General features: G+C 73.4%; 25 protein-coding genes. 9 read left to right on the forward strand and 16 right to left on the reverse strand.

The annotated features are described in order from the left end of the window. Positions 1-857, forward strand: an 857-nt coding sequence (locus AB0J71_RS41375; protein ID WP_364419585.1) for a beta-galactosidase small subunit, incomplete at its 5' end; no start/stop codon positions are given. Between the two features lie 62 nt (positions 858-919). Here the strand turns inward: AB0J71_RS41375 and menC are convergent. The 10 genes from menC to AB0J71_RS41425 form a co-directional block, all read right to left on the reverse strand. Beyond that, entirely contained in the window at positions 920-2,020 is a 1,101-nt protein-coding gene (menC, locus tag AB0J71_RS41380) for an o-succinylbenzoate synthase (RefSeq protein ID WP_364390462.1), read from the reverse strand. Positions 2,021-2,151: 131 nt separating this feature from the next. Then, positions 2,152-2,706, reverse strand: coding sequence for an acyclic terpene utilization AtuA family protein (locus tag AB0J71_RS41385; protein WP_352328936.1), 555 nt, complete (start codon positions 2,704-2,706; stop codon positions 2,152-2,154). Positions 2,707-2,776: 70 nt separating this feature from the next. Continuing rightward, on the reverse strand, positions 2,777-4,354 hold the full coding sequence (locus AB0J71_RS41390; protein ID WP_364419586.1) for a Na+/H+ antiporter: 1,578 nt from the start codon (positions 4,352-4,354) through the stop codon (positions 2,777-2,779). Positions 4,355-4,400: 46 nt separating this feature from the next. Then, positions 4,401-5,441: a M24 family metallopeptidase gene (locus tag AB0J71_RS41395; protein ID WP_364419588.1), complete on the reverse strand. Its 1,041-nt coding sequence runs from the start codon at positions 5,439-5,441 to the stop codon at positions 4,401-4,403. Beyond that, positions 5,438-6,340 carry an ABC transporter ATP-binding protein gene (locus tag AB0J71_RS41400; protein ID WP_364419591.1) on the reverse strand — a complete coding sequence of 301 codons (903 nt, stop codon included), beginning with the start codon at positions 6,338-6,340 and terminating at the stop codon, positions 5,438-5,440. Before AB0J71_RS41400 ends, AB0J71_RS41395 begins: the two co-directional genes overlap by 4 nt. After that, the gene (locus tag AB0J71_RS41405; protein WP_352328929.1) at positions 6,340-7,122 is read right to left on the reverse strand and encodes an ABC transporter ATP-binding protein; all 783 of its coding nucleotides are present in this window, start codon (positions 7,120-7,122) and stop codon (positions 6,340-6,342) included. The genes AB0J71_RS41400 and AB0J71_RS41405 overlap by 1 nt, the downstream gene beginning before the upstream one ends. Next, positions 7,119-7,979, reverse strand: coding sequence for an ABC transporter permease (locus AB0J71_RS41410; RefSeq protein ID WP_352328927.1), 861 nt, complete (start codon positions 7,977-7,979; stop codon positions 7,119-7,121). The genes AB0J71_RS41405 and AB0J71_RS41410 overlap by 4 nt, the downstream gene beginning before the upstream one ends. Further along, complete coding sequence (locus AB0J71_RS41415; RefSeq protein WP_364419593.1) at positions 7,976-9,091, reverse strand: ABC transporter permease; 1,116 nt, start codon at positions 9,089-9,091, stop codon at positions 7,976-7,978. The genes AB0J71_RS41410 and AB0J71_RS41415 overlap by 4 nt, the downstream gene beginning before the upstream one ends. 12 nt (positions 9,092-9,103) lie before the next feature. Next, complete coding sequence (locus tag AB0J71_RS41420; RefSeq protein ID WP_352325337.1) at positions 9,104-10,684, reverse strand: ABC transporter substrate-binding protein; 1,581 nt, start codon at positions 10,682-10,684, stop codon at positions 9,104-9,106. Positions 10,685-10,747: 63 nt separating this feature from the next. Further along, positions 10,748-10,876, reverse strand: a complete 129-nt coding sequence (locus tag AB0J71_RS41425; RefSeq protein ID WP_352325338.1) for a hypothetical protein — start codon at positions 10,874-10,876, stop codon at positions 10,748-10,750. On the opposite strand from AB0J71_RS41425, the gene AB0J71_RS41430 reads away from it, so the two are divergent. After that, a complete protein-coding gene (locus AB0J71_RS41430; protein ID WP_357987270.1) occupies positions 10,877-11,428 on the forward strand; it encodes an Lrp/AsnC family transcriptional regulator in 552 nt (183 codons plus the stop codon). A 248-nt stretch (positions 11,429-11,676) separates the two neighbouring features. Here the strand turns inward: AB0J71_RS41430 and AB0J71_RS41435 are convergent, their stop codons facing one another. Next, positions 11,677-12,027, reverse strand: a complete 351-nt coding sequence (locus AB0J71_RS41435; RefSeq protein ID WP_352325341.1) for a hypothetical protein — start codon at positions 12,025-12,027, stop codon at positions 11,677-11,679. Positions 12,028-12,297: 270 nt separating this feature from the next. On the opposite strand from AB0J71_RS41435, the gene AB0J71_RS41440 reads away from it, so the two are divergent. From AB0J71_RS41440 to AB0J71_RS41455, 4 genes are all read left to right on the forward strand, one after another. After that, entirely contained in the window at positions 12,298-13,065 is a 768-nt protein-coding gene (locus AB0J71_RS41440; RefSeq protein ID WP_352325342.1) for a hypothetical protein, read from the forward strand. A 2-nt stretch (positions 13,066-13,067) separates the two neighbouring features. Next, positions 13,068-13,829 carry a hypothetical protein gene (locus tag AB0J71_RS41445; protein WP_352325344.1) on the forward strand — a complete coding sequence of 254 codons (762 nt, stop codon included), beginning with the start codon at positions 13,068-13,070 and terminating at the stop codon, positions 13,827-13,829. A 71-nt stretch (positions 13,830-13,900) separates the two neighbouring features. Beyond that, entirely contained in the window at positions 13,901-14,725 is an 825-nt protein-coding gene (locus tag AB0J71_RS41450; protein ID WP_352325345.1) for an aminoglycoside phosphotransferase family protein, read from the forward strand. A 182-nt stretch (positions 14,726-14,907) separates the two neighbouring features. After that, positions 14,908-15,972 (forward strand): NAD(P)-binding domain-containing protein, encoded by a 1,065-nt coding sequence (locus tag AB0J71_RS41455; protein ID WP_364419595.1) that lies wholly within the window; start codon positions 14,908-14,910, stop codon positions 15,970-15,972. A 101-nt stretch (positions 15,973-16,073) separates the two neighbouring features. On the opposite strand, the gene AB0J71_RS41460 is transcribed toward AB0J71_RS41455, so the two are convergent. Next, positions 16,074-16,712 (reverse strand): GNAT family N-acetyltransferase, encoded by a 639-nt coding sequence (locus tag AB0J71_RS41460; RefSeq protein WP_364419597.1) that lies wholly within the window; start codon positions 16,710-16,712, stop codon positions 16,074-16,076. Between the two features lie 135 nt (positions 16,713-16,847). Here AB0J71_RS41460 and AB0J71_RS41465 point away from each other — a divergent pair, with 135 nt between their 5' ends. Further along, positions 16,848-18,575: a protein kinase gene (locus AB0J71_RS41465; protein WP_364419599.1), complete on the forward strand. Its 1,728-nt coding sequence runs from the start codon at positions 16,848-16,850 to the stop codon at positions 18,573-18,575. Positions 18,576-18,686: 111 nt separating this feature from the next. Further along, positions 18,687-19,703 (forward strand): hypothetical protein, encoded by a 1,017-nt coding sequence (locus AB0J71_RS41470; RefSeq protein ID WP_364419601.1) that lies wholly within the window; start codon positions 18,687-18,689, stop codon positions 19,701-19,703. Here the strand turns inward: AB0J71_RS41470 and AB0J71_RS41475 are convergent. The 3 genes from AB0J71_RS41475 to AB0J71_RS41485 form a co-directional block, all read right to left on the reverse strand. Then, positions 19,700-20,617: a pirin family protein gene (locus AB0J71_RS41475; RefSeq protein WP_364419603.1), complete on the reverse strand. Its 918-nt coding sequence runs from the start codon at positions 20,615-20,617 to the stop codon at positions 19,700-19,702. The two genes, AB0J71_RS41470 and AB0J71_RS41475, sit on opposite strands and share 4 nt — an antisense overlap. A gap of 190 nt (positions 20,618-20,807) precedes the next feature. Beyond that, positions 20,808-21,920, reverse strand: a complete 1,113-nt coding sequence (locus AB0J71_RS41480; RefSeq protein ID WP_364419605.1) for an MBL fold metallo-hydrolase — start codon at positions 21,918-21,920, stop codon at positions 20,808-20,810. 96 nt (positions 21,921-22,016) lie between these two features. Next, positions 22,017-22,805 (reverse strand): SDR family NAD(P)-dependent oxidoreductase, encoded by a 789-nt coding sequence (locus AB0J71_RS41485; protein ID WP_364419607.1) that lies wholly within the window; start codon positions 22,803-22,805, stop codon positions 22,017-22,019. A gap of 105 nt (positions 22,806-22,910) precedes the next feature. On the opposite strand from AB0J71_RS41485, the gene AB0J71_RS41490 reads away from it, so the two are divergent. Then, positions 22,911-23,609 carry a TetR/AcrR family transcriptional regulator gene (locus AB0J71_RS41490; protein ID WP_364419609.1) on the forward strand — a complete coding sequence of 233 codons (699 nt, stop codon included), beginning with the start codon at positions 22,911-22,913 and terminating at the stop codon, positions 23,607-23,609. 119 nt (positions 23,610-23,728) lie between these two features. Here AB0J71_RS41490 and AB0J71_RS41495 read toward each other — a convergent pair whose 3' ends face one another. Beyond that, positions 23,729-24,457 carry a DUF3152 domain-containing protein gene (locus AB0J71_RS41495; protein WP_352325355.1) on the reverse strand — a complete coding sequence of 243 codons (729 nt, stop codon included), beginning with the start codon at positions 24,455-24,457 and terminating at the stop codon, positions 23,729-23,731. Positions 24,458-24,710 lie beyond the last annotated feature (253 nt).

A 24,710-nucleotide genomic window follows, 5' to 3' on the forward strand; every position in this document is an offset into this window, starting at 1 on the left:
CGAGCCCCGCCGTGCCCGCGGCCGCCGGTGCGGGGGCCCGGCCGCGGACGTCCGGCGGGCGGCTGAGGCTGGGCGGCGGCGAGTTCGACCCGCGCACCGGCCGCCTGCTGCGCCTGTTCGGCCTCGACGTCGAAGGCCCGCGCCTGGACCTCTACCGCGCCCCCACCGACAACGACCGCTACGGCGGCCTGGGCCGCAGGTGGCGTGAGCTCGGCCTGCACCGCCTCACCCACCGCGTGGACGGCGTGCGGACCGGTGACGGACTCGCCGTCGAGACCAGGGTCGCCCCCGCCGCCACCGACCTCGGCATGCGCGTCGCCTGGACGTGGACCGCGCCCTCCGGCGACGCCCTGGAACTGACCGTGGACGTCGAGCCCGAGGGCGAGTGGCGCGACCCCATCCCGCGCCTGGGCGTGCATCTGGCGCTGCCCGGCGAGCTCACCCACGTCACCTGGTACGGCCGGGGGCCGGGGGAGGCCTACCCCGACACCGGCATGGCCGCCCGCGTCGGCCGCTGGAGCGCCACGATCGACGACCTCCAGACGCCCTACGTCTACCCGCAGGAGAACGGCCGCCGCGCCGACGTGCGTTGGGCCGAGCTCGGCGGGCCGGCCGGGACGCCCGGGTTCCGGGTCGCGGGCGAGCCGGCGTTCGGGCTGACCGCGCGCCGGTGGAGCACCGCCGAGCTGGAGGCCGCCCGCCACCGTCCGGACCTGGTGCCCGGCGACCGGGTGCACCTCCACCTGGATCTCGCCCAGCAGGGCATCGGCACCGCCACCTGCGGCCCCGGCGCCCTGCCCCGCTACGACCTGCACGCCGCCCCGGCCACCCTGCGCCTGCGCTTCACCCGGGCCTGACCCGCAGGGCGCCGGCCGGGGTCCCGCGACCCCGGCCGGCCCCGCCCTCCAGGACGGGCGCCCTACAGCGGGATCCACTCCGTGGACGTCGTGATCTCCTCCAGCACCGACGGGATCGGCTCGACGCCGAGCCCCGGCCCCGTGGGCACCTCCAGATGGCCGTCCACCAGCTCGAACGGCTCGGTCACGTCGGTCGCGAAGTAGCGGCGCGACCCCGAGGTGTCGCCCGGCAGCGTGAACCCGGGCAGCGCCGCCAGCGCCACGTTCGCGGCCCGGCCGAGACCGGTCTCCAGCATGCCGCCGCACCACACCGCGATGCCGTTGGCCCGGCACAGGTCGTGGATGCGCCGCGCCTCCAGGTAGCCGCCGATGCGGCCCGGCTTGATGTTGATGATCGAGCAGGAGCCGAGCGCGATGGCGGCCGCCGCGTGCTCGGCCGACTCGATGGACTCGTCCAGGCAGATCGGCGTGCGCAGCTGGCGGGCCAGCGTGGCGTGCTGGACGAGGTCGTCGTTGGCCAGCGGCTGCTCGATCAGCAGCAGGTCGAACGCGTCGAGCCGGGCCAGCCGGCGGGCGTCGGCCAGCGAGTACGCCGCGTTCGCGTCCACCTGGAGCAGCAGGTCGTCGCCGAAGCGCTCGCGCACCGCGCGCACCGGCTCGACGTCCCAGCCGGGCTCGATCTTCAGCTTGATGCGGACGTACCCCTCCTCGACGTAGCCCGCCACGGCGTCGAGGAGCTGCGGGATCGAGTCCATGATGCCCACCGACACCCCGCACGGCACCCGGTCGCGGGCCGCGCCCAGGAAATGGCCGAACGACTCGCCGGCGGCCCGCAGCTGCGCGTCCAGCACGGCGGTCTCCAGCGCGGCCTTGGCCATGCGGTGGCCCTTGATCGGTTCGAGGGCGCGGCCGACGCCGTACGCGTCCACGGCCGGCGGCAGGGCGGGCAGCAGGAACCGGCGGATCACCTCGGCGGCGCCGTCGACGTACTCGCTGGAGTAGAGCGGCTCGGACATGGCCACGCACTCGCCCCACCCCTCGGCGTCGGGGGTCACCACCCTGACCAGCAGGACGTCCCGGGCCGTCTCGGTGCCGAACGACGTGCGGAACGGCGCCACCAACGGCATCGCGATCCGGCGCAGCTCTACTCCTGTGATCTTCACACTCTCTCCAACTCGGTCGGCGCGCAGGTGCTCCCTGGCGACCGTACGACATGCGGCGACATCAGGGTTCGTGCCGGGCCACCAAAGGCCGGCGGTTCTTCGTCGCCGAGCCCCACAGCCCCCCGTGAGCCTCAGACGACGATGCCGGGGGTGCGGGCGATGCGGATCCGGCACGGCGTGTCCTCGCTGAGCCGCACCGCCTCCAGCGGCACCGTCACCTCCGGTGTGCGGTACCGGCCGCCGGAGAACGCCGCCGCCACGCGGGCCCGTACCGACTCGGCCGGCATCTGCCCGTCGATGGAGCCGGCGCCGTCGCGCCCGATCTCCGCCACGCACGCGCCCGGTTGCGTGGCCAGCGCCAGACCGGCCACCGTCGCCCCGGCCAGGGCCGACACGTCGCGCCTGGTCCAGCCGTAGTGCCACATGCCGGCCGCCACCACGGGCGCGGCCGGGCAGGCGGGTTCGGTGATCACCACGTCGAGACCCTGGAGCAGCGCGGCGGCGATCTGTTCGGCGCCTATGAGCGCCCCGGACCCGATCCGCAGGCCGGGCAGCTCGGGCAGCGGGCCGCCGAGCGTGTAGATCAGCTTGATGCCGGTGGTGAAGGGGCCCGGACCGCTGTCGTGCCAGCCACAGGCCACGACGCCGACCGACGGGGCGGCGCCCAGCGTGCCGATCCGCAGCATATGGAAATGACTACCCTCTGCGGCCCCCGATCACACACCGTCAACCCTCCGGTGGACGGATCGGGGCTGGTCAGCGCATGCTCCGGGCGTCGAGGGCGCGCAGCACCCGGGAGACCACCTGGGGGTCGGTCCGCGGGTCGCGGCGGGCGTCCAGCACCGCCTGCCGGGCGGCCGACATCATCTCCTCCTGCACCCGCCGCACCAGCCGGGCCCGCCGCGCCCGCTGCTCGAACGCCTCGCGCCGCTCGTCGTCGGCGGCCTCGGGGCTGATCCGCAGCCCGAGGTCCATCATGCGCCGGCCCAGCAGCTCGACCACCTCCTCGGGCAGGTCCTCGGCCTCGTCGATCTCCCGCAGCCGCCGCTTGGCCGCGTGGGCGGCCCGGATCGCCAGGCGCTTCTCCAGATCGCGCTCGGCCGCCGTGTCGGCCTTGACGCCGAGCCGCGCCACCAGCCACGGCAGCGTCAGCCCCTGCACCACCAGCGTCACCAGGATGACCGCGAACGCGATGAACACGATCACCGGCCGCTGCGGGAACGGCCGCCCGTCATGGATGCGCAGCGGGATGGCCAGCGCCAGCGCCACGGACGCCACGCCGCGCATGCCCGCCCACCACATGACGACGGTCTCGCGCCAGCTCATCGGCACCTCGGTGTCCTCGCGCCGCCCCTTCTTGGCCAGCCACGCGGCCGGCAGCAGCCACAGCAGCCGGACGACCACGACGACGCCCACCACGGCGGCGCTCCACCACAGCACCTCGCCGAACCGGCCGTGGACCGTGCCGAACACCGTGTGCAGCTCCAGCCCGATCAGCCCGAACGCGACCCCCGTCACCAGCGTGTCCACCACCTGCCAGAACGTGGACGAGGCGAACCTGCCGAACACGTCGTCGGCGTCCCACATGCGGTCGCTGAGGTAGAAGGCGGTGGTCAGCACGGCCAGCACGCCCGAGCCGCGCAGCTCGTCGGCCACCGCGTAGCTGACGAACGGCACCACCAGCGACAGGCCCACCTGCAGCGTCGCGTCGCCCAGCAGCGCCATCAGCTTCCCGGCCGCCCAGCCCAGCGCGAACCCCGCCGCCACGGCCACCCCCGCCGACAACACGAACTCGCCCAGCGCCCCCGGCCAGGAGAACACGCCGGTGACGACCGCCGCGACCGCCACGTGGTAGAGCACGATCGCGGTCACGTCGTTGAACAGGCCCTCGCCCTCCAGCAGCGACACCATGCGCCGCGGCAGGCCCAGCCGCCCGGCCACCGCCGTGGCCGCCACCGGGTCGGGCGGCGCGACCAGCGCGCCCAGCGCCACCGCCGCCGCCAGCGGCAGGCCGGGGACGAGCGCGTGCGCCGTGGCTGCCACGGCCGCCGTCGTCACGAACACCAGCGCCACCGCGAGCAGGAAGATCGGCTGCCAGTTCGCCGCGAACTGCCGCCAGGACGTACGCCGCACCGCCGCGTACAACAGCGGCGGCAGCAGCAGCGGCAGCACGATGCCCGGCGGGATGTCCACGTTCGGCACGAACGGCAGCACCGCCAGCAGGATGCCCAGCAGCGTCATCAGCACCGGCGCGGGCAGCCCCAGCCGCTCACCCAGCGGAACCGTGACCAGCGCGCCCAGCAGCACCAGCATGAGCAGCACGAACTGATCCACGACGCCCCCCGGTGATCGTCGTCACCCAGCGTAAGCGCAGGCCGCCTCAGCGGTCGAGGACGTGCAGGGTGTGCGGCCGCGTGCCCAGCGGCACCGGCTCGGCGGCCGTGCAGGCCACCACGTCGGCCACCCGCGCGCCGAACAGGTCGGGCACGTAGATGGCCGGTTCCAGGCAGACCGTCATCCCGGGGGCGAACACCGCGTCCTCGCCGGCCCGCGGCCCCTCGTCGTGGCCCAGGCCCACGCCCCGGCCCACGTGCGGGGCGGCGAAGCGGCCGTACCCGCTGGCGTCGATGACCTCGTGCACCGTCCTGGCCAGCTCCGCGAACGGGACCGACGGCCGCAGCGCCGCCAGCGCCGCGCGGTGGGCGGCCAGCACGACCGAGTACATCGCCTCGTAGTCCTCCGGCGGCTCGGCGACGGCGAACACCCGGCCCGCCTCGGCGCAGTAGCCGTCCCAGCGGCCGCACACCGACACCAGCAGCGCGTCGCCCGGGTTGATCACGCGCCCGCCGGGCACGTGCTCGGGCCGCGCGGTGTGCTCGCCCGCCGACACGCGCAGCGAGATCACCTCCTCGCAGCCCGACTCCAGGGCCAGCAGCCGCAGCCGGCGCGCCATCGCCCGCTCGGTCGCGCCGAACCAGGCCAGCTCGGCCGCCTGCGCCAGCACCGCCTCCGCCGCCGCGACCGCCCGGCCGAGCGCCGTCAGCTCGGCGGGGTCCTTGCGCAGCCGCAGCGGCGCCAGCACCGCGGAGGCGGGCACCAGCTCGGCGGCGATCGCCAGCCGGAACAGCTCGCTCGCCCGCATCTCCGGGTCCACCCCCACCCGGCGCGCGGAGGCGGGCACCAGGCCCGCCGGGTCGCGGGTCTCGACGATCGCCTCGGCCGTCACCACGAGGAACACGCCCGGCCCGGCGCCGCCGTCCGGCGAGCCGTCCTCCGGCAGGACGCCCTCAGGGGAGGTGGCCCCGGGGGAGGCGCTCAGGAACCGGAAGTCGGGCGAGGGCCGCAACACCAGCACGTCGATGCCCTCCTGGGCCATCGCCCGCCGCACGGCCGCCACCCGCGCGGCGTGGCTCCGGCTCACGCCGGCTCGTGCAGCCAGCAGGCGACCGGCCCGAAGTCCGGCTCCTTCTCGCGGCACACCTCCATCACCAGCGGGCAGCGCGGGTTGAACCGGCAGCCGCCCGGCGGGTTCGCCGGATCGGGCACGTCCCCGGCCAGCTCGGCGGGCAGCACGCCCATGCCGTCCGGCTTGGGGATGGCCCCCAGCAACGCCCTGGTGTACGGATGTTTCGGGTCGTCCCACACCTCGGCCGTCGCGCCCACCTCGACGATCTTGCCGAGGTACATGACGGCGATCCGGTCGGCGATCAGCCGCACCACCGACAGGTCGTGGCTGATGAACAGCAGCCCGGCCCCGGAGTCCACCGCGAGGTCGCGCATCAGCCGGGCCACCTGGGCCTGGGCGGAGGCGTCCAGCGCGGAGATCGGCTCGTCGCCGATGAGCAGCCGGGGCCGGGCCGCCAGCGCCCTGGCGATCGCGATGCGCTGCCGCTGGCCGCCGGAGAACTCGTGGGGGTGCCGTCCGGCGAACTCGCGCGGCAGGCCCACCCGCTCCAGCAGGTCGGCCGGGTCGGTACGGGTGTCATCCGCGGTGCGCAGGCCGTCGGCGATCTGGTCGCCCACCCGGCGCCGCGGGTTCAGCGACGCGTACGGGTCCTGGAACACCATCTGGATGCCCGTGAGCTTCCTGCGCCGCAGGCCGAGCGGCGTGACCCGCTGCCCCTCGAACGCGATCGACCCGTGGGTGACCGGGTTCAGCCCGCAGACCGCCCGCGCCAGGGTGGACTTGCCGCACCCCGACTCGCCCACCAGGCCCACGACCTCGCCGGCCCGTACGGTCAGGCTGGCCCCCGCCACCGCCCGCACCACCGGACGCCCGGGGGAGCGGTGCTCGACGACCAGGTCCTCGATGTCCAGCATCAGCCCTCCACGTCCGAAGCAGAATCAGGCAGCGAGTCCAGCAGCGCGCGGGTGTAGGGGTGCTCGGGGTCGCGCAGCACCCGCCCGCGCGGCCCGGTCTCCACGACCAGGCCCTCCTTCATCACGCTCACCTCGTCCGCGACCGCCGACATGACGCCCAGGTCGTGCGTGACCAGCAGGACCGCCAGGCCCAGCTCGTCGCAGAGCCCGCGCAGCAGCCGCAGCACGCCCGCCTGCACGGTCACGTCCAGCGCCGTGGTCGGCTCGTCGGCGATCAGCACCTTGGGCGAGCAGGCCAGCGCGACGGCGATCGCGATGCGCTGCCGCATGCCGCCGGAGAACTGGTGCGGGAAACGCCCGTACGCCTCCTCGGCGCCCGGGATGCGCACCTTGCCCAGCAGCTCGACCGCCCGCGCCTTCGCCTCGGCCTTGCCCAGGCCCAGGTGGTGACGCATGTGCTCGGTGAGCTGCCGGCCGATCGTGAGCATCGGGTGCAGGCTGGTCGCCGGGTCCTGGAAGACCATGGCGACCTCGCCGCCGCGCACCTGGTTGAGCTCCTTGGGCGGCAGCGTCAGCAGGTCCCGCTCGCCGAGCCCGATCCGGCCCGAGACGCGCGCGCCGTGCGGCAGCAGCCCCAGCACGGCCAGGCCGGTCATCGTCTTGCCCGACCCGCTCTCGCCGGCCAGGCCGTGCACGCGCCCGGCGGCCAGCTTCAGGTCGACGCCGCGCAGGATCTCCTTGCCGTGGATCGACACCTTCAGGCCGGTGATGTCCAGCGTCACAACGCACGCTCCTTGATCGCGCGGGCCGTCCGCGGGTCGAGCGCGTCCCGCAGCGTGTCGCCGAGGAAGTTGAACGCCAGCACCACGGTCAGGATCGCCAGGCCGGGGAACGTCGCCACCCACCAGCTGTCGAAGACCTCCACGCCGGAGGCCACCATCGCGCCCCACTCGGGGGACGGCGGCTTGGCGCCCAGGCCCAGGAACGACAGGCCGGACAGCAGCAGCAGCGCCGTGCCGATGTCGAGCGTGGCCAGCACCAGGATCGGGCCGGTCACGTTCGGCAGCACGTCCACCCGCAGCGAGCGCCACACCGAGAAGCCCAGCAGCCGCCCGCTCAGCACGAACTCCCGCTCGCGCACGCCCAGCACCAGCCCGCGGGTGACGCGGGCGTAGGCGGGCCAGGCCACCACCAGCACGGCCAGCACCGCGTTGCCCAGGCTCGCGCCCAGCGCCGCGGCCACCACCATGGCCAGGATCACCGTCGGGAACGCGAACACCAGGTCCGCGATCCGCATGATCGTCTCGCCGACCCACTTGCCGAAGTACCCGGCGCACGCCCCCAGCAGGCCGCCGACCAGCACCGACAGCACGACCAGCAGCAACGTCAGCGGGATCGACACCCGCGCGCCGTACATGACGCGGCTCAGGATGTCGCGTCCGAGCTGGTCGGTGCCGAACCAGTGGCCGGGCCCCGGGGGCGCCAGCCGCGGCAGGTCCTGGGCCAGCGGGTCGTGCGGCGCCAGCCACGGCGCGGCCAGCGCGATCACCAGCCAGGCCACGGCCAGGACGGCGCCCGCGACGGCCAGCGGCTGCCGCCACGCCTCGGGCAGCCTGCCCAGCAGCCCCTTGCCTCTCATTGCAGCCTCACTCGGGGATCGATGACGCCGTACAGCACGTCCACGATCAGGTTGATGACCAGGTAGACCACGCCCACGACCAGGCCGACGCCCATCACGGCGGGCAGGTCGAGGCTGGTGGCGCTCTTGTAGGCGTACTGGCCGACGCCGGGCCAGGCGAAGATCGCCTCGACCAGGACGGTGCCGGACAGCAGGCTGCCGAAGGCCAGACCGGCCACGGTGATGATCGGGACCAGCGCCGAACGCAGCACGTACCTGAACAGGATCACCCGGCCCGGCAGCCCCTTGGCGCGGGCCGCCCGGACGTAGTCCTGGCCCAGCACCTCCAGCACCGCGGAACGGGTGAAACGGGTCAGCAGGCCGATCGTGTACAACGCCAGCACCAGCGCGGGCGTGATCAGATGGCCGACGGCGGAGGTGAAGATGTCCCACCGGCCCGCCAGCAGCGCGTCGACCGTCTGCAGCCCGGTCACCGCCGGCGCCGAGCCGAGCGCCGCGTCCACGCGGCCGCTGCCCGGCGTGATCTGCAACCGGAAGAAGAACACGTAGAACGCCACCAGCGCCAGCCAGAACGTCGGCACCGAGATGCCGACCAGGCTGACCAGCCGCAGCACGTGGTCGGACAGCCGGTCCCTGCGCAGCGCGGCGACCACGCCGAAGGCCACGCCCAGCACCAGCGAGATCAGGATCGCCGCGCCCGCCAGCTCCAGCGTCGCCGGGACGAACTCGGCCAGGTCCTGGCTGACCGGGCGGTGGCTCTGCTGGCTCATGCCCAGGTCACCCTGGACCAGGCCCTGCAGATAGATCGCGTACTGCTGCCACAGCGGCTTGTCCAGGCCGTGCTCGGACCGCCACTGGGCCACGATGGCCGGGTCGCCCAGCGCCCGCTGGCCCAGGTTGGCGGCCACGGGGTCGCCGGGCACCAGGTTCGTCAGCAGGAACGTGACGAGCGTGATGCCCCAGGCCAGCAGCACGGCGATGAGGATGCGCCGGATGAGGAAGCGCGCCAGCGGGTGCACCCCCCGCCGCCGCGCGCCCGCGGCGGCCGCCTCGACCGGGGAGCCGGCGCCGGGGCGCGGCGGTGAGCCCGCCGCGCCCAGGTTGTCGGACACCTGCCGGTCTCCTTACTTCGCGCCGAGGTCGGCGACGTCCACGGTCCAGACCGGGTGGTACTCCAGACCCGTCACGGACCCGGCCGACACGATGTTCTGGCTCGGCTGGATCAGCGGCACGAACGGACCGGAGGTGTTGAGCTTGGTCTGCAGGTCGGCGTAGGCCGTCTTGCGCGCCTCGTCGCCGATCGCGGTCGCGGCCTTGTCAGCGGCGGCCTCGATCTCCTTGGCCGCGCCTTCCTTCCAGCCGGCCCGCAGGCCCACGGTCTTACCGGGCGCGAAGGCCAGGTAGTCGCTCGGGTCCGGGTAGTCCGGGCCCCAGTACCACAGGCCCATCTCCTCCTTGCCGTTGCGGTAGTTGTCCAGCGCGGTCGTCACCGGCGCGGGCTGGAGGTCCACCGTGATGCCGACCTCCTTGAGGTTGGCCTGGATGCGCTCGGCCAGCGGCTGGAACGACAGGCCGTTGACGGTCAGCTCGCTCGGGAACTCCAGCTTGACGGTCGGGTTCGACACGCCGCTGGCCGCCAGGGCCGCCTTGGCGCCCTCGACGTCCCGCTTGGGCGCCTGCTCCGGCGGCAGCGCGCCGAGCAGCTGCGACGGGATCACGCCCGGCGCCTGCGTCGAGCCCTCACCGGCCAGCTCCAGCAGACCCGCGTAGTCCACGCCCTTGCGCACGGCCTCGACGAACTTGGCGTTCGGCGTGGTCTTGCTGACGCCCGAGTCCTGGTTGGCCAGCAGGAAGATGACGTTCGCCGAGGCGGTCTTCTTCACCTGCAGGGTGGAGGGCATGTTGGTGACCTGGTCACCGGACAGGTTCAGCGCCACCTGGCTGTCGCCGCGCTGCACGTTGAGCTTCTGCGTGGCGGCCTCGACGTTGCGGATGACGACCTTGTCGTAGGCCGGCTTGGTGCCGTAGTACTTGGGGTTCGCCTTGAGCGTGACCTGGCTGCTCACGTTGAACGACTCGATCGTGTACGGGCCGGACCCCGCCGAGGAGGCGTTCAGGTACTGCTCGGCCTTGTCCTGGGCGTCGGCCGTCGCGCCGTGCTCCTTGGCGACCTTGCTGTTGAGGATGCCCAGCGCCGGGTTCGGCAGGATGTAGGGCAGCGCCGGGTTCGGCGCCTTCGACGTCAGCGTGATCGTCGAGTCGTCGGTCTTGGCCACCTCGACGCCGTCCAGCAGGAACGACGGGGTGCCCTTCATGTCACGCACGCGGTTGAGCGAGAACACCACGTCGTCGGCGGTGATCGGCGAGCCGTCGGCGAAGGTGGGGCCCTTCTTGAGCTTGAGCGTCAGCGTCTTGCCGTCCTCGCTCAGCTCGTAGGACTCGGCCAGCGCCGGGACCGGCTTGGTCACGTCGGAACCGTCGAAGGTCAGCAGCGTCTCGTAGACGGCCTTGCCGACGATGAGCCCGGTCGGCTCGTAGGTGCGGCCGGGGTCGGCCGTCTTGAGGTCGAACGACGTGTCGATGACGAGCGTCTTCCCACCGCCACCGGAGGCCGCCGGGGTCTGCGAGGTGCCGCCGCTTCCGCAGGCGGCGAGGGCGAGCGCACCGGCGAGCAGCACTGCCGCCGTCTGCGAGCGGGTCGCCATGGGGTCCTCCAAATTGGACGTTCGGGAGAAGGATGTCGAGGATTGTCCGGCAGAACGTCCAGGTCATGTGCGGTCCGCGAGACGGATATAAATGGTCGAGGTGTAATGATGAGTGATATTTCCAGAAATGGTGCCAGCGGCAGCGGTCAGCCTGGACGGATCGGCATCGGTCTCGAGCTGGACGACGTCCACATGAAGATCCTTGAGGTCCTGCGCGAGAACGGCAGGATCTCGGTCGCCGCGCTGGCCGAACGGGTGGGCATCTCCCGCGCGAACGCCTACACGCGCTTCGAGGCGCTGCGCGCCGACGGCGCGATCAAGCGCTTCACCGCGGAGATCGACCACGTGCGCGCCGGGCTCGGCATCACCGCGCTGATCTTCGTGACCGTGCGCCAGCAGATGTGGAAGCAGTTCAGGGCCGAACTGGCCCGGATGCCCGAGGTCGAGTACTGCGCGATCACCACCGGCCAGCACGACGCCATGATCCAGGTACGGGTCTCCGACGTGGCCGCCGTGCACACCATGGTGACCGACCGCCTGGCCAACATCCCGGCGGTCAAGGCCACCGAAACCGTGTTCATCCTGGACGAAGTGCTCAGGCGGCCGTACGTGCTGCCGTCCGACCGGGACGCCTCCCGTCCCGCGCGCCGCACGCCCCAGGAGACGCAAGGGGACGTGCCGCTCGGCAAGATGCGCTTCGTCGGCGCGGCCGAGGGACGCGCCGCCCTCCGCAAGGACGGCTAGCCACCGCCCTGCCGCAAGGAGGGCCGGTCGCCGCCTTCCATGAGGGGGCCGGGCGCTGCCTTTCGTGAGGAGGGCCGGGCGTCGCCTTCCGTAACGGGGCCGGGCGGTGCCTTCCGCAAGGACGGTTGGGCGCCGGCCCTGCGCCGAGGCGGCCGGGTGGCGGGGCGGCCGGGCGGCCGGGTGGGCGGTGCGTCGTCCGCTTCCGGCCGATCGGCCCCCGGCCTTCCGGCTTCCCGTCGGAGGGCCGGTCAGGAGGCCGGGACCTCGGCGCACACGCTGACGTGCAGCGTGTCGTCGCCGTCGAACCGGAACTCCTCGACCAGCCGCAGCAGCCCGTCCTCACCCTGCTCGACGCGGCTGCTGCTCTGGCCGCCCGCCTTGCCGCCCGCCTTGAGCGCGTGGGCGTAGGAGATGGAGACGTCGGCGCCGTCGCGCGTCCCGACGAAGCGGCCGTGGGTCACGGTGTCGCCCGTGTAGCTGCCCCACACCACGCCGTCGGCCTCCCAGTACTGGAACTCCGTCGGGCTATCGGGGTCCACCGCGCTCGCCGTCGAGCTCACCATCACGAATTTACGGCCGTTGAGATTCACGCCGTCCATAGTCACCATTTTTCTGGATCATCACCGACCGGCTGGACGTTTGGTCAGAACACCCGGTCATGATCAACGATCCGTCCAGCGGCGGCGCCGCCCCGGACCCCTGCGCGAGCAGGTTCTCGACCTCCCTGGGCCGCCCCCGGCTGTGTCCTCCGCCGACCTCTCGGCGGCCGACACGCTTGCCGCGACTTTACCTGCCGGTAGCTGACACCAGCGTTGCATAGTGTGATAGTCATGTAACACTGTGTATTCGAGAAGATTTGGGAGATCTTCATGTGGGCGTACACGCTCTCGATCGTGGCGGCCGTGGGCGTGGTGGCGCTCACCGCGCTGGTGTTCCGGCTCACGAAGAAGGGCAGCGAGGATGCCGAGCCCGACGGGGTCTCGGCCGGTCACGCCGGGTCGATGTTGTCGGCCCTGTTCCTGCTGGTGTTCGCGATCGCGATCATCGTGCCGTGGACCACGGCCGACGCCGCCCGCCAGAACGCCCAGGCCGAGAGCCAGGCCGCGATCGACGCCTACTGGGCCGCGGCCGACCTGCCCGGCACCGCTCAGCAGACGGTCCGCACCGCGCTGCGCGACTACGTCACCTTCGTGGTCAGAGACGAGTGGCCGCTGATGGCCGAGGGCCGGATGGACCCGGTCGGCGCCGCCCGGCTCGACGCCATGCGCAGCCGGGTGAGCGCCGTCGCCGCCAAGACCGACGACGACAAGGACGCCCGCGACGCCGTGCTCGAACGCGTCGCCGCGATCGCCGCCGCCCGGTCCCAGCGCTCGATGGACGCCGCCGCCACCCCGCCCCAGGGGCTGCTGTTCCTGACCGTGCTCACCGGCCTGCTGGTCGTCGTCTTCCCCTACCTGGCCGGCGCGCGGCCACGCGGCCTGGCGGTTCTGCCGCTGCTCGCGATGGCCGCGATGCTCGGCTTCGGCACCTATCTGACCTGGGACATCTCCCACGCCTTCGCCGGGCCGCTGGCGGTCGGGCCCCAGGCGTTCCAGGGCGCGCTGCAGGAGTTCTCCCGCATCGCCGGGGGAATGTGACCGTGGGCGTCAGGCGCGCGCCGCTGCTGCTGGCCGCCGCTCTGCTCGCCGCGAGCGCGGCCGGCCCGGCGGCGGCCGACCTGCAATCCCCGGCCTCCGGCACCGTGCGCGTACGTCCGTCGCAGCTCCCGAGCCCGGGGATCACGATCCACGGCGGGCGGGGGCACGACGGCCGTACCGGGCCGGTGGTGTCGGTGCCGGGCGCGCAGATCCGGGAGGACGGTCCGGGGCCGCGCGTGTCGGTGCCGGGCGCGCAGATCTGGGACGATCCTGAGCCGCGGGGGTCGGCGCCGACTTCGGAGGCGATCCGGCCCGGCGGGCGGGCGCCGCGTACCGGCGTCCCCGCGCCGCGCGTGTCGATCGGTCCCGGCTCGGTGTGCGTGTACGGGCCGAGCGGCAGCGTCGAGGTGGGCGACTGCGACGTCCGCCCGTCCCCGCCGCCGTCCCCGCCTCCGCCTCCGCCGCCTCGCTCGTCGCCACGGCCGACACCGCGCCCCACGCCTCCGCCCACTCCGCCGCCGCACACGCCGAGGCCGGTGCACCATCCGACGCCCCGGCCGGTGCGCGTGGCCCCTCCGGTGCGGGTGCCCGTCCAGGAAGTCACGCCGACGCCCAAGCCCACCCCGAGGGTCGCTGTGCGCAAGCGGGTCAAGCAGGTCCAGGCGCCGCCGCGACGCAAGAACCCGCTCGGCACGGTCCTGGTCATGGTGGTCCTGGTGACAGCGATCGCCTCCACGACCGCCGTCGCCTTCAGACCCCGCTGACGCCTCCCTCCCGGCGGGGCCGGGGCTCGACGGCGGTGGCCGGTGCGCGCCGGGATGCGAGGATGGCGGGCGTGTCCGAGGGTGACGAGAAACTGCTGACCGGTGGTTGGTGTGATGGGGAGCCGCTGACCGGTGGCGGTGTGAACCTGGTGGTGCGGGTCGGTGCCACCGTGCGCCGGCCGACCGGCCCCTGGACGCCGGCCGTGCACGCGCTGCTCGCCCACCTGGCCGCCTGCGGCTTCACGGGCGCGCCGGCCGGGCACGGGATCGACGCTCAGGGCCGGGAGGTGCTCGACTTCGTCCCCGGCGAGGTGCCCGGTGATCCGTTGCCCGCCTACGCCCGTTCCGACCAGGCCCTCGGCAACGTCGCTCGACTGCTGCGCCGCTATCACGACGCCACCGAGGGTTTCCGGTCCACCACCGGGGCCGACTGGTACTTCCCGCCGCGCGAACCCGCCGAGGTCATCTGCCATGGGGACGTAGCGCCGTACAACTGCGTGTTCCGCGACGGGCGGCCGGTGGCCCTGATCGACTTCGACACGGCCCACCCGGGGCCGCGTGTGTGGGACGTCGCCTACGCCGCCTACCGGTTCGTCCCGCTGAGCGATCCCCGCCACGACGGGGCCGACCCAGTGCAGGAGCAGGCACGCAGGCTGCGACTGTTCGCCGACGCCTACGGCCTGGCCGAAGGTGACCGTCCGGCGCTGCCCGCCACCGCCGCCGATCGGCTGGCGCACCTCGTACGGCACATGCACGAGCGCGCGGCGGCGGGGGACCAGGCCTTCGCCGCGCACATCGCCCGCGGCGACGATGTGTTGTACGGCGCCGACCGCGAACACATCCTGCGCCACCGCGCTCTGTTCGCCACGGCGCTGACGGAGCCGCCACCCGCCTGATCCGGTGGGGTGTCGCCACCAGACCGGCCGGGCGTCGTTTGCAGGAACGGCCCCGGCGTCGCTGCCTGAGGGGCCGTGTGTCGCCACTGGACCGGCCGGGCGCCGCTGCGGGTCGGCTGGGGTGCCGCTGCTGGGACGGCTGGGTGGGAAGAGCGGGCGGGTGTGTGGGGTTGCACTCGACCGTGGAGACGACCGAGGTTGTGGTGATCGGGGCCGGGCAGGCGGGGCTGTCCAGCGCGTACTTCCTGCGACGGTTCGGGATCGGGACGACCGTGCTCGATGCGGCCGTGGGGCCCGGGGGCGCGTGGCGGCATCGGTCGCCGTCGCTGACCATGGACAAGGTGCACGGGATCTTCGACCTGCCCGGCGTGCCGGACGGGGTGGCGGCGGCCGGTGACCGGCCGGCGGCGGAGGTCGTCCCGGAGTACTACGGAGACTACGAGCGGCGGGTGGGGCTGGAGGTCCTGCGGCCGGTCAAGGTGACGGCCGTCCGGGAGGGTGAGGACGGGCGGCTGGTCGTGGCGGCGGACGCGGGGGAGTGGGCGGCCGGGGCCGTGGTCAACGCGACCGGCACCTGGACCCGTCCGTACTGGCCGTACTACCCGGGGGCCGGCGACTTCCTGGGCGAGCAGCTTCACTACGCGGGTTATCGCGGGCCGGCGGCGTTCGCCGGTCGGCGGGTGGTCGTGGTCGGGGGCGGGGCCTCGGCGATGCACGTGTTGTCGGAGGTCGCCGGGGTCGCCGCCGGCACCGTCTGGGTCACCCGGCGGCCGCCCGTCTTCAGGGGCGACGACTTCGGCGAGGACGCCCGACGCGAGGCCGTCGCCCTGGTGGAGGCGCGGGTTCGGGCCGGGTTGCCGCCGCAGAGCGTGGTCAGCGTCACCGGGCTCGGCTATAGCGTCGTCGTGCGGGAGGCGATGGCCAAGGGGGCGCTGGAGCGGTTGCCGATGTTCCGCCGCCTCACCCCGTACGGCGTGGAGTGGGCGGACGGGCGGCAGACCGCGGCGGACGTCGTCGTGTGGGCCACCGGCTTCCGGTCAGCGCTCGACCACCTCGCGCCGCTGCGTCTGCGGGAGCCGGGCGGCGGCATCAAGGTGGACGGGACGCGGGTCGTCCGGGAGCCGCGGCTGCAACTCGTCGGCTACGGGCCTTCGGCCAGCACGGTCGGAGCCAACCGCGCGGGCCGCACCGCCGCCCGCAACATCCGCACCCTCCTGACCCCCCGCCCAGCCATCCCGGCCGCCTGACCCCGGCCCCAGCCATCCCGGCCGCCTGACCCCCGGCCCCAGCCATCCCGGCCGCCTGACCCCGCGGCCGGTGGTCCCTTCGCGCGGCTTGGCGCGGTGGGTCAGTTCTCGGCGACGCCGAAGGCGGTCCAGCCGAGGTCGGGGAAGCCCGCCGCCTTGGCGACGGCGGCCGAGGCGGTGTTGCTGACCGCGTGCATGTACGTCGGCACCGCGCCCTCGTCCAGCACCCGCCGCGCCGCCTGCGCCACCAGCCGTCTGGCCAGGCCGCGCCCCCGGGCCTCGGGCGCGGTCACCACCGACAGCTCCCGGCCGAACCGGTCGTGCCGCTTGATGCCCACCCCGGCCAGATGCTCGCCGGTCTCGGGGTCCACGGCCACCAGCACCTCGCCGCCGAACACGCGCAGCCATCCGGGGACGGCCTCGTCCGTCGCCGGGACCCACTCGCCGGCGTCGGGCAGGGGCGCGGGGTCGGTGGTCCACCGGAAGACGGCGTCGAACCAGCCGCGATCCCCATATCCGATCAGCCCGGGGATCTCCCGGAGCGTCCGCGCGGCGCGTACCCGGGCGACGTGCTCGGGCGGCACCGACAACACCGCCCCCTCCGGGGTGCCGACGCCGACGGCCGGGTGCACGCGACCGTCCCAGGCGGGCAGCGTACGCAGCGGCGAGCCCGTGACGTCGAGGTTTCCCGTGGGCGGCCAGGCCCCGAGCCATTCGCGCAGATGATCGGTGAGAGCCACGGACCTACTATAGGAAGTAGGAAAAATACCGATTGGGACAGGGGGTCGGTTACTCCAGCGAAGGGACTCGACACGGCCTGTTACCTTCGGCTAGCGTCCTGACATAAGGATCTTTATCCGGTCAGGAGGCCCGACATGGCTGTTCCCGGTTACACGGAGATCCGGGAACTCGGTCACGGAGGAACCGGCCGCGTCATGCTCGCCGTCCGTGACTCCGACGGCTTACCGGTCGCGATCAAGCACCTGTCCGAGTCTCTGCGCGCCGACGGCGAGTTCGCCGCCCGCTTCCGCGCCGAGGCACGGGTCATCGGCGAGATCGACAGCCCCCATACCGCCCGCCTGCTGGACTACGTCGAGGCCGGGGGCACTTCCGCGATCGTGATGGAGCTGGTCGACGGCGTCACGCTGCGCCGCCTGATCGCCGCCGAGGGCGGCACCGGCGTGGAGGCCGCGCTCACCCTGCTGAAGGGGGCCCTGCTCGGCCTCGCCGAGGCGCACCGGCGCGGGGTGGCGCACCGCGACTTCAAGCCCGAGAACGTCATCGTCACCCCGGACGGCGACAGCAAGCTGGTCGACTTCGGCGTCGCGACCCGGTTCGGCGAGACCGGCGCCCTGGCCGGCACCCCCGCCTACATGTCCCCCGAGCAGTGGGAGGACGCCCCGGCCGGCCCGGCCTGCGACGTGTACGCCGCCGCCCTGGTGTTCTACGAATGCCTCACCGGCCGCCGCCCGTTCACCGCCGCGAACCTGGCCGCCCTGGCCTTCCAGCATCAGCACATGCCGCCCCCGCTGGAGCACGTGGACGGACGCCTGCGCGGGCTCGTCGAGCACGGCCTGGCCAAGGACCCCGCCCACCGGCCGGCCTCGGCCGAGGCGTTCCTGGCCGAGCTGGAGGAGGTGGCACGCGGGACGTACGGCGCGGGATGGGAGCTGCGCGGGCGGTCCGGCCTGGCCGTGCTGGCGATGCCGTTCGCCGCGCTGCTGCCGTCGGCCGGGACCGGCGGAGGGATGGGCGAGGGCCTCGGCGGCGGGATCATCGGGAGGAGCGGTGCGGAGAACGGCGTCGCGACGGGCACCAGCGTGGTGCGCAGCTCGTTGGGACCGCCGGCCAAGCTGGCGGTGACCGGCGGGCTGGTGCTGGCGACGGCGGCGGCGGTGGCGTCGACGTTCGTGATCTGGAGCGGCTCGCCCTCGCCCGGCAGCGGCATCGCGATGCCGCCGGAGTCCACGGAGAGCTCGTTCACGACGCCGCCCGTCTCACCCGATCCGGAGCTGCCCGTGCCGAGCGGGTCAGGGACGGTCCCGCCGTCCTCGACGGCCACGGCCGGGCCCAGCGGAGATCCGACCGCGGCGACCGTGCCGACGGTGCCCGGCGTGCCGACCGCGGGGCCCGCGTCGTCCGCGCCTCCGGCGCCGCCCGTCACGAAGGCCCCGAACAGCCGCCCGCCGAGGCCGACCAACGGGCCGTCGGAGTCGGGGCCGCCCAGGTCCGGGCCGCCTTCTGTGCCCCCGAAGTCGGAGCCGCCTTCGGGGCCGCCGTCCACGCGGCCGTCGCCGACATCCACCCGGCAGTCCGCCACCGGCGGCCCGGTTCCCAGACCGCCCGCCACGAGCGCCCCCGCCCCGGAGCCCTCCGCCAAGCCGCCCGCCAAGGGCCACGAACCGCTCCTGTCGGTCTCGGTCGGGTTGTCGCTCGGCGGCTCGCTGCTCGGCCGCGGCGGGGGCGGGCTGCTGGACGCCGACCTCGACGTCGGCCTGGGCTCCAGCCTGCTCGGCATCCTCGTGGTGCCCGGATCTGCCCTGCTCGGAGGCCGTATCGCGGTCAGACGCGCACGAAAATCACGTAGTCAGGAAAAGTCATGAGTTGCGGGGAATGATGCTTGATCCCCTACTATCAGCGTCGGAAAGAGGGCGTCCCGGACTCTGATTAGCTCCTGACCGGAACCTGCCCTGCGGCTCAGGCTAAGGAGGACAGTGGCGGTCGCCTCCTCCGCCGTGGGCCACGTGGCGCGGGCCGTGCTCGCCGTGCTCGTCGCCATGGTCGCCACGATCGCCGGGCCGCCGATGGCGGCGGGCAACGCCTCGGCCGGGCGCGCGGCTCCCAAACCCTCGGTGAAGCAGCTCAAGAAGGAGCTGGCCGCGCTGAGCAAGGAGTCGGACCGGCTCATCGAGGAGTACTACAACAGCCGCCGCGCCCAGCAGCAGGCCGAGAAGACGGAGAAGAGCGCGCGCGAGCGGCTGGCCGCCGCCCAGGAGGTCTACGACCGCGAGTCCCTCCAGCTCAGGACGCTGGCCGTGGCCCAGTACATCGGCGGCGAACCCAACCAGATCGCCCTGTTCACCGGCAGCCAGAACCCGGACGCGCTGCTGAGCCGCCTGGCGCTGAGCCGCCACCTGATCGACGTCCAGGACGCCCGGCTGCGCGGCTACGCCAAGGTCAGGGACGAGCGCCTCAAGGCCGAGCAGGAGGCCGCCGCCCGCGCCGAGGAGCTCGGCACCGCGGTGGCCGACCTGGAGGGGCGCAAGAAGAAGGCCGAGAAGCTGATCGAGAAGATCAGGGACCGGATCGACAAGCTCTACACGGCCCCGGGCGTGCGGCGTCCGGACGGCACGTGGGTGCCGCAGCTCCCGGACGGCTCCGAGAACATCACCCCCCGCATGCGCCTGGTCAAGACGTTGATCAAGGAGCGGTTCGTGGTGCCGTACGGGATCGGCTGCTACCGGACGATCCAGGACGGCGGCGAGCACCCGCTCGGCCGCGCCTGCGACTTCATGCTCAGCCACGGCGGCGCGATGCCGTCGGCGGCCGAGGTCAAGCGCGGCTACGAGATCGCCGAGTGGGCCATCAAGAACTCCCGGCGCCTCGGGATCATGTACATCATCTACCGCCAGCGCATCTGGCACGCCAGGACGGGCACCTGGCGGACGATGTCGAACCGCGGCGGCACGACGGCCAACCACTTCGACCATCCGCACATCTCGGTCTACTAGCGCGTCTCCGGGCGTACCCGTCCGCGCGGCTTCAGGCGGATGGAGGGCAGCGCCGGGGCCGGCAGCGGCTCGCCGTCGAAGCCCTCGACCGCGCCGAAGCCCTCGCCCTCCGCCCACTCCTTGCGGAAGGCGGCGATCTCCTCGTGGGAGCGCCCCACGAAGTTCCACCACATGACGATCTCCTCGCCGAACGGCTCGCCGCCGATCAGCAGCACCCGCCCGCGGCCCGACAGCGGCAACGTGCCGGCGCCCGGCGGCAGGTAGCGCAGCGCTCCGGGCACGGCCTGCTCGACCTCCCCGTCGAGCTGCAGCAGCCCGTGCTCGAAGGCGGGGTCGAGGGGCACCTCGCCGGTGCCGTCGACCGTCACCTCGGCGCCCACCAGCGGGGTGTAGGTGGTGGCGGGGGAGGTCACGCCGCCGAGCGTGCCCATGATCACGGTGGCGTCGAAGCCCGGGCCGGACAACACGGGCAGGGTGGCATGGTGCTCGAAGGCGGGGGCCGTGCGCCGGTGGGCCTCCGGCAGGGCCACCCAGAGCTGCACGCCGTGCAGCGTCGTGCCGGGCGACTCCTCCGAGTGGGAGATGCCGCGCCCGGCCGTCATCAGGTTGAGCCGGCCGGGACGCACCGTGCTCAGGCTGCCGACGCTGTCGCGGTGGAGCACCTCGCCCGCGAGCAGCCAGGTCACCGTCTGCAGGCCGGTGTGCGGGTGGGGCGGCACGCGCATCAGCGCCGGCTCCGGGCCGTAGGCGTCGACGAAGCACCAGGCGCCGATCATCCGCCGGTGCACGCCGGGCAGCGTCCTGCTCACCCGCATCGCGCGTGGGCCGCCCAGCGGTACCTCGCGTCCGGTCAGCACCTCGCTCCGGTCACCGCCGTCGGCGGCGCAGCGGAGTTCGCGGGGGTCACGTTCCATGTTGCTCACCCCACGACTGTAGGGGGCCGTACGGCCCCCCACACCCGGCGTCACCCGGACGTGATGGCTGTCCCGCGGTCTCCCACCGGCTGTCCACGGATGGGACGGTTATCCCAGGGTCTCCCACCGGCTGTCCACGGATGGGACGGTTATCCCAGGGTCTCCCACCGGCTGTCCACGGATGGGACGGTTATCCCAGGGTCTCCCACCAGCCGTCCACGGACGGGACGGCGGTTACGTCGACGCCCTCGCCCGGGCGGGGCACCACGATCTCGACGTCGCGCGCCTTCGCCTCCCGCCACAGCCGGTCCACCGGCTCGGCCCACGGGTGCAGCGCCAGCGTGAACGTCGCCCAGTGGACCGGCAGCAGCAGCTTGCCGCCGAGGTCGAGGTGGGCGTTGACGGCCTCCTCCGGGTTCATGTGGATGTCGGGCCAGGCCGGGCTGTAAGCGCCGATCGGCATCAGGGTCAGGTCGAACGGCCCGTGCGCGGCCCCGATGCCCCGGTAGCCCTGGAAGTATCCTGAGTCGCCGGCGTAGAACACCCGCTTGTTCGCCCCGGCCACCACCCACGAGCCCCACAGGGTGTCGTTCCTGGTGAAGGCCCGCCCCGAGAAGTGCCGGGCGGCGGTGGCGACGAAGCGCAGGCCCGCCACCTCGGCCTCTTCGTCCCAGTCGAGCTCGATGATCCGGTACAGCGGCACGCCCCACCGTTCCAGGTGCGCCCCGATGCCCAGCGGGACCAGGAACGGCGCCTTCTGGGTGCGCGTGAGCGAGCGCACGGTGGCCATGTCGAGGTGGTCGTAGTGGTCGTGCGAGATCGCGATCGCGTCCACCTGCGGCAGGTCGCCGATGTCCACCGGCAGCGGGTGGTGCCGCTTGGGGCCGACGAGCTGGGACGGCGAGACCCGGTTGCTCCACACCGGGTCGAACAGCACCCGCTTGCCCTCGATCTCCACCAGGGTGGAGGCGTGGCCGTACCAGACCGCGCGCAGGCCGTCGGCCGGCGGCGGGCCGGACGGCGGCAGGCGCAGCGGGATGGGCCCGGCGGGATGCCGCTGCTCCTTGTTCCTGGCCATCTCGGCCAGCAGGCCCACCGGCGGCGTGGTCATCAAGGCGGTCGGCTCGGACATGGTGTTGACGAACGTGTCGCCCCTGAACTGCGGCGAGCGCCGCATCCTGCTCACCCGGTCCGGCCCCGACGTCAAAGGCCGCACGCCCAGCTCGGCCGGTATCCCGCGCAACGCCCACCCGGCCGCGGCGGCGAGCGCGCCGCCCGCGAGGATCCGCCGTGCGGTCCGCATTCCTGCCATTGCCCACACTCCCCTGGAGATGATGTCCATCCCGCCCAACCGGGCGGGATTCCCCGGTGTTCCCGTTCTACGATATATCGCGATAGTTCATACCGTCTTGATCGCTCCGCCGTCGATGACGTAGTCGGCGCCGTTGACGCTCCCGGCGTGCGGCGAGGCCAGGTACGTCACCAAGGAGGCGACTTCTTCCGGTTCGACGAACCTACCGGTCGTCATTCCGGTGGCCGACGGCAGCCCCGCGAGCAACTGCTCGTGCTCCATGCCGAGCGAGGCCGCCAGGGCGGCGCCGTACCCGTCGGGGGCCTCCCACAGCGAGGTGCGCGCGGCGCCGGGGGAGACCGTGGCGACCCGCACGCCACGCGGGCCGAACTCCTCGGCCAGGGCCTTGCCGAACGCCGTCAGCGCGGCCTTGGCGGTGGTGTACACGACCGGCCCCATGTGCGGCACGCGGGCGCCGTTGGACGAGACGTTGATCACGGTGCCGCCCCGCCGCAACAGGCTGGGCATCGCGGCTCTGGTGGCTCGCACGGCGCTGAGGAAGTTCAGGTCGTACGACTGGCGCCAGGCGTCGTCGTCGAAGCCGAGGAAGCCGTTGACCTGCCCTTCGCCGCCGTCGCCGCCGCCCACGTTGTTGACCAGGAGGTCGATCTCGCCGAGCTCGGCCAGCGCGCGTTCGACCAGCTCGGCCGGGCCCGCCGCGGTGGACAAGTCAGCGGTCACGGCGATCGCGCCGGTGCGCTCGAGCTCGGGGGAGATCGTGCGGGCCGCGGCCACGACGCGCATGCCTTCAGCCGTCAGCGCCTCGACGATCGCCAGCCCCAGCCCCCTGCTCGCCCCGGTGACGACGGCGGTCTTGCCGGTGAGTCGCATGTCCATGTGAGTCGCCCTTCTTGCATCAGTGGTGATGCGACGACTCTAGAACTTGCAACACTGATGATGCAACTTCGATTCGAAGAGGAACTGTGCTGTACCCTCTGAGGTGTGAGTGGGACTACACGGGCCCTGCGGTCCGACGCGGAGCGGACCGTCCAGGCGATCCTGGAGGCCGCCGAACGGGTGCTCAGCAGGAACCCGGCGGCCAGCATGGAGCAGATCGCCGAGGCGGCCGGCGTGGCGCGCACGACCGTCCACCGGCGCTTCGCCTCCCGGGAGTCGCTGGTGGAGGCCATGACCGAGTGGGCCACCCGGCAGTTCGCCGCCGCCGTGGACGCCGCCCGTCCCGAGCAGGCGCCGCCGCTGGTCGCGCTCTACCAGGTGACGGCGAACGTGCTGCGAGTGAAGATCGACTGGGGGTTCGCGATGAGCCGCGGGCCGTCGGCGGGGGCCGAAGTGGCCCGGGTGCACTCCGAGGTCGAGGCGAGGTGTGAGCGGTTGTTCCAGCAGGCGCGGGCGGCCGGGGTGCTGCGGGAGGACGTGGAGCCGGAGTGGGCCCGGCGGGTGTACTACGCGCTGATCCACGAGGCGGCGCAGAGCCGCGACGGCGAGCCGGAGGCGCTGGCGGGCCGGCTGGTGGACACCTTGTTGCGCGGCGTGGGCCCAGGCTCCGGCCTGCCCTCCACTCCGCTTGCCGCGCCGAGCCCTCCCTCTGGGGTGCCCGCCGCTGCGAGTTCTCCCTCTGTGGCGCCTGCCGCTGGGAGTTCTCCGTCTGTGGCGCCCACCGCTGGGAGTTCTCCTCTGTAGCGCTCGCCTCCGCGAGTTCTCCGTCTGCGGCGCCTGCCTCCGTGAGTTCTCCGCCCGCTTCCGCGAGTCCTTCGGAGTAGGAGGTTCGCGGCTCTCGGGCTCGCGGGTCCCGCCTTCTGTCAGGGGTTGCGGGTCAGGGCGTCGCGGCGCTCGTCCGGGCGGCGTTCCGGGTGGGGCCACGGGTTCGGACGGCAGCGGCCCAGCGACTTCGACTGCTGGACCATCACCGGAGCCGGCAGGCCCGGCCCGGGGCAGGCGCGGTGGCCGTGTCCCAGGCTGTGGCCGACCTCGTGGCTGATGAGGTAGTCGCGGTAGGCGGCCAGGTCGCCCTCGTACTGCGGGACGCCGTCGGCCCAGCGGAGCGCGTTGATGACCGAGCGCGTCCCGTTCCAGCACGACAACGTGCCGCCGGTGCGCAACGGCAGGCACTGGCGGACGGTCAGCCCGGGGCTGGACAGCGCCACCCGTACCCGTACCGGGCCGTGGTCGACGCGCTGGAAGCGGGCCCAGCCGCGCGGGTCGTTGAGGGTCCGGTGCACGGCGGCCGCGAACACGGTCCCGTCGATCGGCAGGCCGCGTTCGACCTCCACCAGGTACCGCACCACCTCGCCCTCTCCCGGCCGGGCGGGCGCGCCGCCGGGCACCACGGCGTACGAGCCGGAGGCGGCGTAGGGGACCTTGACGTGCGCGGCGGGAAGGGGGATCGGCGCGGGGACCGAGGGGCGCGGCGGAGGGGTGACGGCGGGAGCGGCCCGTTCAGTGGGGCTCTGGGGGCCTTCCGCCGGTTCCGGGGCGGTGGCGCATCCGGCGGCCAGCAGCAGGACGATCAGCAGCGCGAACAGCGGCAACGCGGCCTCCCCACGAGATCACGGTGGGGAGAAATCCACCATATCCGCGCAGCACAACCTGGATCATGCCGGGGTCTCGCTAATGCCGACTTACCGCCAATGCCCAGCAGCCGGACGCGGCAGGGCCGCCGTTGGCCGCCCTTTGAGCTGGTTCAGCCTGCTGTCCGAACGCGGTACGGCTGGCTTTCGTCGTGAGGCGTGCCTGCACTTTGGGTGGGGAGTGGTTTCGCTGGGCCGCTCTTCTCGTGGTTCG

The organism is Nonomuraea sp. NPDC049637 (assembly GCF_040675235.1).
GTDB lineage: Bacteria > Actinomycetota > Actinomycetes > Streptosporangiales > Streptosporangiaceae > Nonomuraea.

Excerpts from the sequence above, each read along its gene's own strand:
- AB0J71_RS41410 (WP_352328927.1), bottom strand. The coding sequence starts at position 7,979 with ATGAGAGGCAAGGGGCTGCTGGGCAGGCTGCCCGAGGCGTGGCGGCAG.
- AB0J71_RS41385 (WP_352328936.1), bottom strand. The coding sequence starts at position 2,706 with ATGCTGCGGATCGGCACGCTGGGCGCCGCCCCGTCGGTCGGCGTCGTG.
- AB0J71_RS41435 (WP_352325341.1), bottom strand. The coding sequence starts at position 12,027 with ATGGACGGCGTGAATCTCAACGGCCGTAAATTCGTGATGGTGAGCTCG.
- AB0J71_RS41485 (WP_364419607.1), bottom strand. The coding sequence starts at position 22,805 with ATGGACATGCGACTCACCGGCAAGACCGCCGTCGTCACCGGGGCGAGC.
- AB0J71_RS41420 (WP_352325337.1), bottom strand. The coding sequence starts at position 10,684 with ATGGCGACCCGCTCGCAGACGGCGGCAGTGCTGCTCGCCGGTGCGCTC.
- AB0J71_RS41400 (WP_364419591.1), bottom strand. The coding sequence starts at position 6,340 with ATGCTGGACATCGAGGACCTGGTCGTCGAGCACCGCTCCCCCGGGCGT.
- AB0J71_RS41465 (WP_364419599.1), top strand. The coding sequence starts at position 16,848 with ATGGCTGTTCCCGGTTACACGGAGATCCGGGAACTCGGTCACGGAGGA.
- AB0J71_RS41430 (WP_357987270.1), top strand. The coding sequence starts at position 10,877 with ATGAAGATCCTTGAGGTCCTGCGCGAGAACGGCAGGATCTCGGTCGCC.
- AB0J71_RS41475 (WP_364419603.1), bottom strand. The coding sequence starts at position 20,617 with ATGGAACGTGACCCCCGCGAACTCCGCTGCGCCGCCGACGGCGGTGAC.
- AB0J71_RS41480 (WP_364419605.1), bottom strand. The coding sequence starts at position 21,920 with ATGCGGACCGCACGGCGGATCCTCGCGGGCGGCGCGCTCGCCGCCGCG.
- AB0J71_RS41440 (WP_352325342.1), top strand. The coding sequence starts at position 12,298 with ATGTGGGCGTACACGCTCTCGATCGTGGCGGCCGTGGGCGTGGTGGCG.